Annotated in this window: 12 protein-coding genes; 11 read left to right on the top strand and 1 reads right to left on the bottom strand. The window is 69.8% G+C overall.

Features of this window, described 5'->3' with window-relative positions:
* From infB to truB, 5 genes are all read left to right on the top strand, one after another.
* Positions 1–2,206 (top strand): translation initiation factor IF-2 (infB, locus tag ACFWYW_RS24960; RefSeq protein WP_379641075.1); only part of this gene is annotated, 2,206 nt, incomplete at its 5' end.
* A 120-nt stretch (positions 2,207–2,326) separates the two neighbouring features.
* Positions 2,327–2,623, top strand: a complete 297-nt coding sequence (locus ACFWYW_RS24955; protein WP_379618095.1) for a DUF503 domain-containing protein — start codon at positions 2,327–2,329, stop codon at positions 2,621–2,623.
* Positions 2,624–2,640: 17 nt separating this feature from the next.
* A complete protein-coding gene (gene rbfA / locus ACFWYW_RS24950) occupies positions 2,641–3,114 on the top strand; it encodes a 30S ribosome-binding factor RbfA (protein ID WP_379618097.1) in 474 nt (157 codons plus the stop codon).
* Positions 3,115–3,122: 8 nt separating this feature from the next.
* The gene (locus ACFWYW_RS24945) at positions 3,123–4,178 is read left to right on the top strand and encodes a bifunctional oligoribonuclease/PAP phosphatase NrnA (RefSeq protein ID WP_379618099.1); all 1,056 of its coding nucleotides are present in this window, start codon (positions 3,123–3,125) and stop codon (positions 4,176–4,178) included.
* Entirely contained in the window at positions 4,178–5,047 is an 870-nt protein-coding gene (truB, locus tag ACFWYW_RS24940; protein ID WP_379618101.1) for a tRNA pseudouridine(55) synthase TruB, read from the top strand. Before ACFWYW_RS24945 ends, truB begins: the two co-directional genes overlap by 1 nt.
* 209 nt (positions 5,048–5,256) lie before the next feature.
* Here the strand turns inward: truB and ACFWYW_RS24935 are convergent, their stop codons facing one another.
* Positions 5,257–6,279, bottom strand: coding sequence for a TRM11 family SAM-dependent methyltransferase (locus ACFWYW_RS24935; RefSeq protein WP_379618103.1), 1,023 nt, complete (start codon positions 6,277–6,279; stop codon positions 5,257–5,259).
* Between the two features lie 85 nt (positions 6,280–6,364).
* On the opposite strand from ACFWYW_RS24935, the gene ACFWYW_RS24930 reads away from it, so the two are divergent.
* The 6 genes from ACFWYW_RS24930 (at position 6,365) to ACFWYW_RS24905 (ending at position 13,517) form a co-directional block, all read left to right on the top strand.
* Entirely contained in the window at positions 6,365–7,291 is a 927-nt protein-coding gene (locus ACFWYW_RS24930; RefSeq protein ID WP_379618105.1) for a bifunctional riboflavin kinase/FAD synthetase, read from the top strand.
* Between the two features lie 183 nt (positions 7,292–7,474).
* On the top strand, positions 7,475–7,744 hold the full coding sequence (gene rpsO / locus ACFWYW_RS24925) for a 30S ribosomal protein S15 (RefSeq protein WP_184966993.1): 270 nt from the start codon (positions 7,475–7,477) through the stop codon (positions 7,742–7,744).
* A gap of 264 nt (positions 7,745–8,008) precedes the next feature.
* Positions 8,009–10,339, top strand: coding sequence for a polyribonucleotide nucleotidyltransferase (locus tag ACFWYW_RS24920; protein WP_379618108.1), 2,331 nt, complete (start codon positions 8,009–8,011; stop codon positions 10,337–10,339).
* Positions 10,336–11,646, top strand: a complete 1,311-nt coding sequence (locus ACFWYW_RS24915) for a M16 family metallopeptidase (protein ID WP_379618110.1) — start codon at positions 10,336–10,338, stop codon at positions 11,644–11,646. Before ACFWYW_RS24920 ends, ACFWYW_RS24915 begins: the two co-directional genes overlap by 4 nt.
* A gap of 504 nt (positions 11,647–12,150) precedes the next feature.
* Positions 12,151–12,888 carry a 4-hydroxy-tetrahydrodipicolinate reductase gene (gene dapB / locus ACFWYW_RS24910; protein WP_379618112.1) on the top strand — a complete coding sequence of 246 codons (738 nt, stop codon included), beginning with the start codon at positions 12,151–12,153 and terminating at the stop codon, positions 12,886–12,888.
* A gap of 143 nt (positions 12,889–13,031) precedes the next feature.
* Positions 13,032–13,517: a GNAT family N-acetyltransferase gene (locus ACFWYW_RS24905; RefSeq protein ID WP_379618114.1), complete on the top strand. Its 486-nt coding sequence runs from the start codon at positions 13,032–13,034 to the stop codon at positions 13,515–13,517.
* Position 13,518: the final 1 nt, after the last annotated feature.

Raw genomic sequence — 13,518 nt, 5'->3', positions numbered from 1 at the left:
CCCGATGATGATGCCGCAGGGTCGTCCCGCCGGTCCCGGTGGTGGCGGCGGTGGCGGTGGTGGTCGTCCCGGTGGGGGCGGCGGTCGTCCCGGCGGCGGTGGCGGCGGTGGCGGTCGTCCTGGTGGCGGCGGCGGTCGTCCCGGCGGCGGCGGCGGTTTCGCCGGTCGTCCCGGTGGTGGCGGCGGCGCCGGTCCGCGCACGGGCACCGGTGGTCCCGGTGGCGGTGGCGGCGGCTTCGCCGGTCGTCCCGGTGGCGGTGGCCGCGGTCGTGGTGGCGGCACCGCCGGCGCCTTCGGCCGTCCCGGTGGCCGTCCCACGCGTGGGCGCAAGTCCAAGCGGCAGAGGCGCCAGGAGTTCGACAACATGTCGGCGCCGGCGATCGGCGGCGTGCAGGTCGCTCGTGGCAACGGTGCGACGATCCGCCTGCCGCGCGGTGCGTCGCTGTCCGACTTCGCCGACCGCATCGGCGCGAACCCCGCCTCGCTCGTGCAGATCATGCTGCACCTGGGCGAGATGGTGACCGCGACGCAGTCGGTCAACGAGGACGCCCTGCAGCTTCTGGGCCAGGAACTGGACTACAACATCCAGGTCGTCAGCCCGGAGGAGGAGGATCGCGAGATCCTCGAGGCCTTCGACATCGAGTTCGGCGAGGACGAGGGCGACGAGGCCGACCTGGCCGCGCGTCCGCCCGTCGTGACCGTCATGGGTCACGTCGACCACGGTAAGACGAAGCTGCTCGACGCCATCCGCAAGACCAACATGGTGGCCCGCGAGGCCGGTGGCATCACCCAGCACATCGGTGCCTACCAGGTCGGCGCCACGCACGAGGGCGAAGACCGGAAGATCACCTTCATCGACACCCCTGGTCACGAGGCGTTCACCGCCATGCGTGCCCGTGGCGCCAAGGCCACCGACATCGCGGTGCTGGTGGTCGCGGCCGACGACGGTGTGAAGCCGCAGACCATCGAGGCGCTCAACCACGCCCAGGCGGCGGACGTGCCGATCGTGGTCGCGGTCAACAAGGTCGACAAGGAGGGCGCCGACCCCAACAAGGTCCGTGCCCAGCTCACCGAGTACGGCCTGGTGGCGGAGGAGTACGGCGGCTCGACGCTGTTCGTGGACATCTCCGCGAAGAACGGCACCGGGATCGACCAGCTCCTGGAGGCGATCATCCTGACCGCCGACGCCGAGCTCGACCTGCGCGCCAACCCGACGATGGACGCTCAGGGCATCGCGATCGAAGCGCACCTCGACAAGGGGCGCGGTCCGGTGGCGACCGTCCTGGTCCAGCGCGGCACGCTGCGCGTCGGCGACTCCATCGTCTGCGGCGAGGCCTTCGGCCGCGTCCGGGCGCTGCTCGACGACAACATGGAGCCGGTCGAAGAAGCCGACCCGTCGCGTCCGGTCCTGGTCATGGGTCTGACGGCCGTGCCGAGCGCCGGTGACAACTTCATCGTGGTCACCGACGACCGGATGGCTCGCCAGATCGCCCAGCAGCGGGCCGCGCGCAAGCGCAGCGCCGACATGGCCAAGTCCTCGCGCCGCCGTACCCTCGAAGAGCTCTTCAGTGACCTTGAGAAGGGTCGCGTCGACGAGCTCAAGCTCATCATCAAGGGTGACGTGTCCGGTTCGGTGGAGGCCCTGGAAGACGCCCTGCTCAAGATCGACGTTGGCGACGAGGTCAGGCTCCGTGTCCTGCACCGCGCCGTCGGCGCCATCACCGAGTACGACGTCAACCTGGCCGTGGCCGACGACAACGCGGTCATCATCGGCTTCAACGTCCGGCCTGAGCCCCGGGCGCGCGACCTCGCCGAGCGCGAGGGCGTCGACATCCGCTACTACTCGGTCATCTACCAGGCGATCGAGGAGATCGAAGCGGCACTCAAGGGCATGCTCAAGCCCGAGTTCGAAGAGGTGCAGATGGGCACCGCCGAAGTCCGCGAGGTCTTCAAGGTGCCGAAGATCGGCAACGTCGCCGGTTCGCTGGTCCGTTCGGGCGTCATCGTCCGCAACAGCAAGGCCAGGATCATCCGCGACGGTGTCGTGGTCGCCGACAACCTCACGGTGTCGTCGCTGCGCCGCTTCAAGGACGACGCGACCGAGGTCCGCGAGGGCTTCGAGTGCGGTATCGGTGTCGGCTACAACGACATCAAGCTCGACGACGTCATCGAGACGTTCGAGATGCGGGAGAAGCCGCGCGCGTAACACGCGGCCGGGCGCCCGGGGGACCTTCCGCCGGGCGCCTCTCGCGCGCCCGGCGGGCTTTTCCACCGCAGCGGAGCCGGACGCGCGTTCTGAACTCGAGCGAAGCGGTGGTTGCCAACGATGTATGTGGGTGCTCTGACCCTGGACATCCTGCTCGGCGACGTACGTTCGCTGAAGCAGAAGCGATCTGTCGTGCGGCCTCTGGTCGCCGAGGTTCTGCGGCGCTACCCCAGTGCCGCCGCGGCCGAGACCGGCCACCTCGACCTGCACCGGCGCGCGGAGATCGGCATCGCCGTCGTCTCCGCCTCCGCAGGCAACTGCAAAGAGGTGCTGGACGCCTGCGAACGGCTGGTGGCCTACCGCCCTGAGATCGAGCTGCTGTCCGCCCGGCAGCGGATCTACAACGACGAAGAGTAAGACAAAGGGGGACTGACATGGTCGACGCCGCACGAGCGCGTAAGCTCGCCGACCGCATCCAGCAGATCGTCGCCGAGATGCTGGAGCGGCGGATCAAGGACCCACGCCTCGGCTTCGTGACCGTGACCGACACGCGGATCACCGCCGACCTGCGCGAGGCCACGGTCTTCTACACGGTCTTCGGCTCCGAGGCCGAGCGGGCCGACAGCGCCGCCGCGCTGGAGAGCGCCAAGGGCATCATCCGCTCGGAGGTCGGCAAGCAGACCGGCGTGCGCTTCACGCCGACGCTGACGTTCAAGCACGACCCGCTGCCCGACAGCGCCCGCCAGCTCGACGACCTGATCAACGCCGCCCGTGCCAAGGACCAGGAACTGGCCCGCCAGGCCGAGAACGCCGCCTACGCCGGCGAACCCGACCCCTACAAGAAGCCCGACGCGGAGGACGAGGAAGAGGACGAACCCTCTGGCCGCGCAGGGCACCCGACGACATGACGCCCGACGTGCGCGACAGGACGGACCGCCCGGGGGCCCCGCCCCCGGCTCCTCCTCCCGATGACGGTACGGCGGAGCGTCCCGGTCGCCAGGCCGTGGGGGAGACGGCCTGGACCCGGGTGCTCACGCTGATCGAGCAGGCCGACGAGGTGGCACTGGCCTGCCACGTCTCGCCCGACGGGGACGCGCTCGGCTCGATGCTGGCCGTCGGCGCCGTGCTGCGTTCGCTGGGCAAGAAGGTCGTGGCCTCCTTCGGTGACCGGCGGTTCTCGGTGCCGAGGCTTCTGCGCTTCCTGCCCGGCCAGGACCTGCTGGTGCCGCCCGCCGCCTTTCCCGCCGAGCCCGAGCTGATGATCACGTTCGACTCGTCCACGCTCGACCGGCTCGGACTGCTGTCCGCCAACGCGGGCAAGGCGCGCGAGGTCGTGGTGATCGACCATCATCCGTCCAACACCGGGTTCGGCACGGTCAGCCTCATCGACCCTGACGTGGCGGCGACCGCCGTACTGGCTGAGCAGCTCATCTACCGGCTCGGCGGCACGCTCGACCGCGACGTGGCGACGTGCCTGTACGCCGGGCTGGTGACCGACACCGGCTCCTTCCGCCACTCCTCGACCACCCCGGCCGCGCACGAGATGGCGGCCAGGCTCGTGGCGACCGGGCTGCGGACCGACGAGATCGCGCGGGAGCTGTGGGACCGCTCGCCATTCGGCTACCTCAAGGTGCTCGCGGCCGCCCTCGACCGGGTCACGCTGGAGGACGGGCTGGTCTGGACGTCGGTCACCCACCTCGACCGGGCCTCGTACGGCCTGCCGTACGAGGAGGTGGAGGCCATCATCGACGTGATCAGGCGCACCGACGAGGCCGAGGTCGCGGTCGTGCTCAAGGAGGACGACCTGGGGGCCTGGCAGGTGTCGACGCGTTCCAAGGGCGCGGTGGACGTGGCGGCGATCTGCTCGGCGCTGGGCGGCGGCGGCCACCGCAGCGCGGCCGGCTTCACCTCCCACGACAGCGTCGAGACGACCATGAACAGGATCCGGGCACTACTTCCGAGGAAGGCTTGATGGCCGAGAGCGGCTTGATCATCGTGGACAAGCCGGCCGAGTGGACCTCGCACGACGTCGTCGGCAAACTGCGCCGGATCGCCGGCACCCGGCGGGTCGGCCACGCGGGCACGCTGGACCCTATGGCGACGGGCGTGCTGGTGATCGGCGTGGAGAAGGCGACCCGGCTGCTGGGGCACCTGGCGCTGACCGAGAAAGTGTACGAGGCGACGATCCGGCTGGGCGCCACGACCAACACCGACGACGCCGAGGGCGAGGTGCTGACCACTGCCTCGGCCGCCGGAGTGGCCCAGGAGGCGGTGCTGGCCGGGGTCGCGGCGCTGAGCGGGCCGATCATGCAGGTGCCGCCGCAGGTCAGCGCGATCAAGGTGAACGGCGAGCGCGCCTACAAGCGGGTGCGGGCCGGTGAGGACGTGGAGCTGAAGGCGCGGCCGGTGACGGTGCACGCCTTCGAGGTGACCGGGGTGCGGTACTCGGGTGACGTCGTGGACGTCGACGCCACGGTGCGGTGCTCGTCCGGGACCTACATCCGCTCGCTGGCCCGGGACCTGGGCGCCGGGCTCGGGGTGGGCGGGCATCTCACGTATCTGCGGCGTACCCGGGTGGGGCCGTATGACCTGTCCCTCGCGCGGACCGTTGAGCAGTTGGCCGAGTCGTGCGTGGTGCTGCCGATCGGGGAGGCCGTTTCGGCTGCCTTTCCCCGGATGGACGTGACGGCCGAGCAGGCTCGGGTGATCTCGCATGGGGGGCGGGTGGCCTCCGTGGGGCTGGGTGCTGGGCCTATCGGGGTGTTCGGGCCGGAGGGGGAACTGCTGGCGCTCGTGGAAGAGCAGGGCAACAGCGCCAAACCCCTCGCCGTCTTCGCCTGACCCCTTCAACCACCCAACCGGTCGCCATCCGGCCGGCCAGCAGCCTCATCACCGCTCGGCGGCCTGTACCGCTTTCCTGGCGGCCTTGCCACCGGCTTCCGGCAGGAGGATGCTCGGGCGAGGCAGAGCAGGGGCAGGCGGGTGTCGGGTATGTCTGGCCCCGGGCCATGGGCTTGTGGCGTGTGGCTCGGGTGGGGAGGGTGGTTGGGTTAGGCGGGCTTTTTGGCGATCAGGATGTCGCGGACGATGGCCTGGTCGACCCAGTGTTCAAAGTCGGGGAATTTCTGGACTTCGAGGCTGCTGGCTTCAAGGATCGCGGCCAGGTCGTCGCGGGTTCCGCCGTAGGTGTTCCAGGAGATGCCCATCGCGCCCCCCGGCTTCAGCAGCTCGGCCCAGACCGGCACCGCCTTGCGGATCAGCTCCAGCGGGCTCCTGGACAACGCGCTGCCACCGCTGCGGCTGCCGTGCTGCACGCCGTACGGGGCATCCGTGGCGATGACGTCGAAGGTGCGGGGCTTGAAGAAGTCGCGCCCGCGCAGTGTGTCGGCGCTGACCACGCCCACCCGCTGCGTGTCGCCGCCCTTGAACGCCTCCTTGGTCGCCGCGAACGAGACGTTGAACCGGCGCCCGATCAGCGCGCGTTCGCGCCGGACCGGCACCGTCTCGGCGGTGTGCTTGAGCCGCCGGTCACGCAGCCACTTCTTCAGGAATCCTGAGTACGCCTCGAAGTCCTTGGTGTCCAGGTCCATGCCGTAGGCGTCGTAGCCGTACATGAGCGCCTGGTTGAGCGTGGTGCCGCGCCCGCACATCGGGTCGAACACCGACAGATGCCCGTCGAGCGCGAAGTCGGAGGCGAGGACGGTCACGTTCAGCAGGAGCTTGGTGAAGTGCTCGTTGGTCTTGCCCGCGTACTTCTGGATGGTGATCAGGTCGCTGCTCAGCCGGTCGAGCGGGGTCACGGTCAGCGGGCGCAGCAGGTCGCCCTCCATGCCGAACAGCGCGTAGGCCGACGACAGGTTCGACAGCAGCGCCACGTCGCCCCCGGACAGGGGCGCGGTGGTTTCGAAGCAGATGTACGGCACGCCGCCGACGACCGCCTCCTCCACCCCCGACACCTCGCCCTCCAGCGCCCGGAGCCCGAAGACCTCCAGCTCGGATCGGGTCAGACGGACGGAGGCCTCACCGTAGACCCGGTTGAAGGCAGGCAGGATCAGCAGTGCGTATCGAGGCATGGTGCGACCGATGTTACCCCTCGATTGCCGGTAGTCCCGGCGGGCATGGCAGGCTTGTCGCTGACCAACTCGTCACGGGATACGAATGGGGCCGGGCGTGCAGCGTTCTGGAGGGTCCGTCGTCACGATCGGCGTGTTCGACGGCGTGCACCGCGGGCACCGGCGGGTGGTTTCACGGGCCGTCGAGGTCGCTGAGGAGCGCGGCCTGCGCTCGGTCGCCCTGACCTTCGAGCCGCACCCGGCGGAAGTGGTCAGGCCGGGCTCGCATCCGCCCCGGCTCACGAGCGCGCGCCGTCGCGCCGAACTGCTGACCGAGCTTGGCGTGGACGCGGTGGAGGTGCTGGAGTTCTCACTGGACGTCTCGCGGCTGACCCCGGCCGACTTCGCCGAGCAGGTGCTGGCCGACCGGCTGCGGGCGGTGAGCGTCGTGGTGGGGGCGAACTTCGCGTTCGGTCACAAGGCGGCGGGTGATGTGGAGACGCTCCGGGCGCTCGGCGAGAAGTACGATTTTTCGGTAGAAGTCGTGCCGCTGGTGGAGGGCGTCAGCTCGACCGCGATCAGGGAACTGCTGGCCGGCGGCGACGTCGCCACCGCCGCCCACGAGCTCGGGCGGCCCCACAGGGTGGAGGGCGTGGTGGTGCGCGGGTACCAGCGCGGGCGCCAGCTCGGCTTCCCCACCGCCAACGTGGAGACCCCGCCGCACACCGCCATCCCGGCCGACGGCGTGTACGCGGGCTGGCTGCAGTGCGTGGCCGTGGGGAACCTGCCCGCGCTGTACGAGGGCTGCCGCTGGCCGGCCGCCATCTCGGTGGGCACCAATCCCACCTTCGAGGGCGTGCCGCGTACCGTCGAGGCGTACGCGCTGGATCGCGACGACCTTGAGCTGTACGGCGCGCACGTCGCGGTCGACTTCGCGGCCAGGCTGCGCGGTAACACCAAGTTCGACTCCATCGAGGCGCTGGTCGCCCAGATCCACGCCGACGTGGACGAAGCCCGCAGACTCACGGCCTGACCTTGGCACGTGAGATCACGCGGAGTACGCACCCCTTCAACTGGTGGTAGCCTGTGGTGTCGGCTCTGTATCGGCGGCGCCTCGCGCTGCCTTGAGAGGCCTTCGCTGCGGCGACTGTAGGCACGCACGGTCGTTCGCATCATTCGAACCATTCACCGCGTGTCCGTAGATTGAAGGAGAGCCGTGTCCCTCGACACCGCTGCCAAGAAGGCAATCATCGCCGAGTACGCGACCATTGAAGGCGACACCGGGTCGCCCGAGGTGCAGATCGCGCTGCTCAGCAAGCGCATCAGCGAGCTCACCGAGCACCTGAAGACGCACAAGCACGACCACCACAGCCGTCGTGGCCTGCTTCTGCTCGTCGGTCGCCGGCGCCGCCTGCTGAAGTACCTGCAGAACACCGACATCCAGCGCTACCGTTCGCTCATCGAGCGGCTCGGCCTGCGTCGATAGAATGGTGAGGGAGCGGCCGAGCGGCCGCTCCCTTCTCATATCGGCCCCGGCGCGTCGCGCCGGGCCGGACAACTGAACATCAGAGACACTGAGAGCCCCCGCGTCCGTCAAGCACCATGCGACCCGCGACGCCTGCGGGCCGGTCCTCGGTAGTGGCTTCCGGTCAAGAACCGGGCGCTTCGATCGAAGACCGGCGCTGCACCTAACGAGGGTGCCGGTGAAGAAAAGAGGGCGCGGGAGACCGACCGACCAAGGAGGTCCCCCGTGGAGGGTGTCCACACCGCTGAAGCCGTCATAGACAACGGCGCATTCGGCACGCGCACGATCCGGTTCGAGACCGGCCGCCTCGCGCGTCAGGCGGCGGGTTCCGCCGTCGCTTATCTCGACAACGACACGATGGTCCTGTCCGCGACCACCGCGTCGAAGAACCCCAAGGACAATCTCGACTTCTTCCCGCTGACGGTGGACGTCGAGGAGCGCATGTACGCCGCGGGCCGCATCCCCGGCTCGTTCTTCCGGCGTGAGGGCCGTCCCTCCGAGGACGCCATCCTCACCTGCCGCCTGATCGACCGGCCGCTGCGCCCGTCGTTCGTCAAGGGCCTGCGCAACGAGATCCAGGTCGTCGCGACCATCCTGGCGCTCAACCCCGAGCACCTGTACGACGTGGTCGCCATCAACGCCGCCTCCCTGTCCACCCAGCTGGCCGGGCTGCCCTTCTCCGGTCCGATCGGCGGCGTGCGCGTCGCGCTGATCGACGGCCAGTGGGTCGGCTTCCCGACGCACCACGAGCTGGAGCGGGCCACGTTCGACATGGTCGTCGCGGGCCGCGTGCTCGACGACGGCGACGTCGCGATCATGATGGTCGAGGCCGAGTCCACCAAGGACACGCTGAAGCTGGTCGCCGAAGGCGCCGTCGGGCCCAACGAGGAGACCATCGCGCAGGGCCTGGACGCGTCCAAGCCGTTCATCAAGGTCCTCTGCGAGGCGCAGAACAAGATCGCCAAGGTTGCCGCCAAGGCGACCGCGGAGTACCCCGTCTTCCTCGACTACCAGGAAGACGCCTACACCGCCGTCGAGGGCGCCATCAAGAGCGAGCTGGCCTCCGCGCTCACCATCGCCGGCAAGCAGGAGCGCGAGCTCGAGCTCGACCGGGTCAAGGGCATCATGGTCGAGAAGCTCGCCGAGGCCTTCGAGGGCCGCGAGAAGGAGCTGTCGGCCGCCTACCGCTCGCTCATGAAGAAGCTCATGCGCGAGCGCGTCGTCAAGGACGGCATCCGCATCGACGGCCGCGGCACCAAGGACATCCGCGCGCTGTCGGCCGAGGTCCACGTGATCCCGCGGGTGCACGGCTCGGCGCTGTTCGAGCGCGGCGAGACCCAGATCATGGGCATCACCACGCTGAACATGCTGCGCATGGAGCAGGTCATCGACACGCTCAACCCCGAGCGGACCAAGCGCTACATGCACAACTACAACTTCCCGCCCTACTCCACCGGTGAGACCGGTCGCGTGGGCTCGCCCAAGCGCCGCGAGATCGGCCACGGCGCGCTCGCCGAGCGGGCGCTCATCCCGGTCCTGCCGGCCCGCGAGGAGTTCCCCTACGCGATCCGCCAGGTCTCCGAGGCACTGGGCTCCAACGGCTCCACCTCGATGGGTTCGGTCTGCGCCTCCACGATGTCGCTGCTCGACGCCGGTGTGCCGCTGCGCGAGATGGTCGCGGGCATCGCGATGGGCCTCATCGGCGAGGGTGACACCTACGTCACGCTGACCGACATCCTCGGTGCGGAAGACGCCATGGGCGACATGGACTTCAAGGTCGCCGGCACCAAGGACGTCATCACCGCCCTGCAGCTCGACACCAAGCTCGACGGCATTCCCGCCTCCGTGCTGGCCGCCGCGCTCAAGCAGGCCAAGGGCGCCCGCCTGGCCATCCTCGACGTGATGCAGGAGGCGATCGACTCCCCGGCGGAGATGAACGCCACCGCGCCGCGCATCATCACGATCAAGGTCCCCGTAGACAAGATCGGCGAGGTCATCGGCCCGAAGGGCAAGATGATCAACCAGATCCAGGACGACACGGGCGCCGAGATCACCATCGAGGACGACGGCACGATCTACATCGGCGCCACCGACGGGCCCTCGGCCGAGGCCGCCCGTTCCGCGATCAACGCGATCGCCAATCCGCACATGCCCGAGGTGGGCGAGCGCTACCTGGGCACGGTCGTCAAGATCGCCGCCTTCGGCGCGTTCGTCTCGCTCATGCCGGGCAAGGACGGCCTCCTGCACGTCTCGCAGATCCGCAAGCTCCACGGGGGCAAGCGCATCGAGAACGTCGAGGACGTCATGAGCGTCGGGGAGAAGATCCAGGTCGAGATCGCCGAGATCGACGGCCGGGGCAAGCTGTCCCTGGTCCCGGTCGAGGTCATCGAGAAGGAGGCCGCGGAGAAGGCCGAGGGTGGCGGCGGTTCCGACGACGCTGCTCCCGCCGAGTCGGCCGGCGACTCCGACGAGCGGCCCCGGGAGGACAAGCCCCGCCGTACCCGCACCAGGACCCGCACCGCCCCTCGCAGCGGTGAGGACGACAGAAACTCGTGACAACGACCACGCTGCATCCCGGTAAGGACGGTGCCGGGGTTGTCCAGCGCACCGTCCTCCCCGGTGGGCTGCGCGTGGTGACCGAGACCATGCCGACCGTGCGTTCCGTCGCGGTCGGCATGTGGGTCGGCATCGGCTCGCGTGACGAGGCCCCCGAGCACACCGGGGCGACCCACTTCCTTGAGCACCTGCTGTTCAAGGGCACGCCCACCCGTGACGCCATGGAGATCTCGGCGTCCATCGAGGGCATCGGCGGGGAGATCAACGCCTTCACCGCCAAGGAGTACACGTGCTACTACGCGCGGGTGCTCGACGAAGACCTGCCGCTCGCGGTCGACGTGCTCTCCGACGTGGTGACCAGCTCGCTGATCACCGCCGACGACGTCGAGTCCGAGCGCGGGGTCATCCTCGAAGAGATCGCCATGCACGACGACGACCCGTCGGACGTGGTGCACGAGCAGTTCTCCGCCGCCCTGTACGGCGACTCGCCGATCGGCCGCCCGATCCTGGGCACGGTCGATTCGATCAACGCCCTGGGCCGGGAGCGCATCCTCGAGTACTACCAGCGCTACTACCGCCCCATGCGCACCGTCGTCTCGGTGGCGGGCAACGTCCGCCACGAGCACGTGGTGGAACTGGTGGCCCGCGCCTACGAACGGGCCGGCGCCCTCGGCGGCTCGCTGGAGTGCGCACCGCCGCGCACCAGCGGCCCCGGCGCGGCGACCCGCTCCGAGGTGCGCGTGATCGACCGTCCGACCGAGCAGGCCAACCTGGTCCTCGGCACGACGGGCATGTCCCGCACCGACGACCGCCGCTTCGCCCTGGGCGTGCTCAACGCCGCGCTGGGCGGCGGCATGTCGTCGCGCCTGTTCCAGGAGATCAGGGAGAAGCGCGGGCTGGCCTATTCGGCGTACTCCTACACCTCGGCGTACGCCGACACCGGCCAGTTCGGGATCTACGTGGGCTGCCTGCCCTCGAAGATCGACGACGTGCTCCAGATCTGCCGCGACGAGGTGGCCCGCGTGATCGACGAGAGCCTGACCCCCGAGGAGATCATCAGGGGCAAGGGCCAGATGCGCGGCGGCCTGGTCCTCGGCCTGGAGGACACCGGCTCCCGGATGTCCAGAATCGGGAAGAACGAACTGGTCTACGACGAGCTCATGTCGGTGGACGAGGTGCTGCAGCGCATCGACGCGGTGACCCCGGAGGAGATCTCCTCGGTGGCCGCCGACGTCCTGAAGCGGCCCCTGACACTGGCGGTCATCGGCCCGTACGGCGACAAGGACTTCGCCCGAGCCATCGCCTGACCAAACGCCGAAGCCCCGCACGGCCCTGTCCGGGCAGTGCGGGGCTCCGTCATTTCCTCGCCGGTACGGCACACGCCGCCGGAACCGACGTCAAGCGCACACAGGCGCCCCGGGGACGCACGCCCGAAAGGGCGGGGGTGCCGGGACGGCGGCGGGCTGAGACAGCGGGAGCGTAGGCCGGTGGGCTGCCGGGGCGGCGGCGGGCTGAGACAGCGGGAGCGTAAGCCGGTGGGGTGCCGGGACGGTGGGGTGTGCCTGAACGGCCGGATGGCGGGACGGTGGGTGGGCCGGAACGGCAGGGCGCCGGGACGGCGGGGTGTTGGGCGGTGGGGTTCGGCGCCTTGGCAGGCGGCCGGGCCGGGGCACGGTGGCTGGTCAAGGGGGGCCGTTGCGGCGGGTACCACGTCCGACGTGAGAAGCGATCCCCACGATCGGCGGACACCCACGACGGCGGGTGGCGGTGGCTGGGCTTGCCGTAACAGAGAGATAGATAGGCTAAGGGACGTGATCAGAGTAGGGGTGTTGGGCGCACGCGGGCGGGTGGGCGTCGAGGTGTGCAGGGCCGTCGAGGCGGCAAGTGACATGGAGCTCGTCGCCGCCGTGGATCAGGGCGACGACATCGAGAACCTGACCGGCGCCGAGGTGGTGGTGGACTTCACCCACCCGGACGTGGTCATGGGCAACCTCGAATGGTGCGTCTCCCACGGCGTACATCCGGTGGTGGGCACGACCGGCTTCGACGAGGACCGGCTCGCCACGGTCAGGGGCTGGCTGGAGCGCTTCCCGGGCACCAACTGCCTGATCGCGCCGAACTTCGGCATCGCGGCGGTGCTGATGATGCACTTCGCCCAGCAGGCCGCCCGCTACTTCGAGTCGGTCGAGATCGTCGAGCTGCACCACCCGAACAAGGCCGACGCGCCGTCGGGCACCGCGCGCCGTACCGCCGAGCTGGTCTCGCAGGCGCGGGCGAAGGCGGGCCTGTCCGGCATGCCCGACGCGACCAGCACCTCTTTGGACGGCGCGCGCGGCGCCGACGTGGGCGGCGTGCACGTCCACTCGGTTCGCCTGGCCGGCCTGATCGCCCACCAGGAGGTCCTCCTGGGCGGCGACGGCGAGATCCTCACGATCCGCCACGACACGATGAACCGCGCCGCCTTCACCCCGGGCGTCCTGCTGGGCGTCCGCCGGGTCCGCGAACTACCCGGCCTGACCGTCGGCCTGGAGCCCCTGCTCGATCTCTGACGTCGGAGAAGAGGCACACGGCGCGCCCGCTTTGCGGCGGGCGCGCCGTGTGGAGGGGGTTCCCGGCTCCGCACAAGCCGGGTACACGATCATCACAGTAAACGCATGCGACACATCGTCGTGGAACATGAGACCGTGTCGGCATGGTGCGATGGGCCGAATCCGGGGAACTTTCCCGGCTGATCGAGGTGGAGCAGGCGGCCGACGGGTTGTTCCTGCAGGTGGGGATCGAGTTTCCGCCGGGGACGACGATGGTCGAGGAGGTCGCCGACGTCGGCACCGTGCTGGTGGAGGGTGAGCCCGCGGCGGGGTTCGCGATGTTCGGGTGGGTGGACGGGAACGTGCATCTGGATCAGCTCGCGGTGCATCCCGGCCAGATGCGGCAGGGGATCGGCGGGCGGCTGGTGCGGGCGGTGCTCGATCACGCGCGGGCGGTGGGCGCGCCGGCGGTGACGTTGACGACGTTCCGCGACGTGCCGTGGAACGCGCCCTGGTACGAGCGCCACGGGTTCACGGTCCTGCCCGAGCGGGAGTGGGGGCCGGAGGTCCGCAAGGTCGTCGAGCATGAGCGGGAGCTGGGGATCGAGGTCGCGCCCCGGGTGGTGATGCGCGCCGACCTGGGCCGATAGC

Origin of the sequence: Nonomuraea sp. NPDC059023 (assembly GCF_042740095.1) — a bacterium.
Taxonomy (GTDB): Bacteria; Actinomycetota; Actinomycetes; order Streptosporangiales; family Streptosporangiaceae; genus Nonomuraea.
The sequence above is the reverse complement of the archived record's forward strand: the minus strand, read 5'-3'. Positions and strand labels throughout refer to the sequence as shown.

What these genes read in the sequence shown, in the direction of transcription:
- ACFWYW_RS24935 (WP_379618103.1), bottom strand. Translation starts at nt 6,279, where the DNA reads ATGCCTCGATACGCACTGCTGATCCTGCCTGCCTTCAACCGGGTCTAC.
- ACFWYW_RS24905 (WP_379618114.1), top strand. Translation starts at nt 13,032, where the DNA reads ATGGTGCGATGGGCCGAATCCGGGGAACTTTCCCGGCTGATCGAGGTG.
- truB (WP_379618101.1), top strand. Translation starts at nt 4,178, where the DNA reads ATGGCCGAGAGCGGCTTGATCATCGTGGACAAGCCGGCCGAGTGGACC.
- ACFWYW_RS24955 (WP_379618095.1), top strand. Translation starts at nt 2,327, where the DNA reads ATGTATGTGGGTGCTCTGACCCTGGACATCCTGCTCGGCGACGTACGT.
- rbfA (WP_379618097.1), top strand. Translation starts at nt 2,641, where the DNA reads ATGGTCGACGCCGCACGAGCGCGTAAGCTCGCCGACCGCATCCAGCAG.
- ACFWYW_RS24930 (WP_379618105.1), top strand. Translation starts at nt 6,365, where the DNA reads ATGGGGCCGGGCGTGCAGCGTTCTGGAGGGTCCGTCGTCACGATCGGC.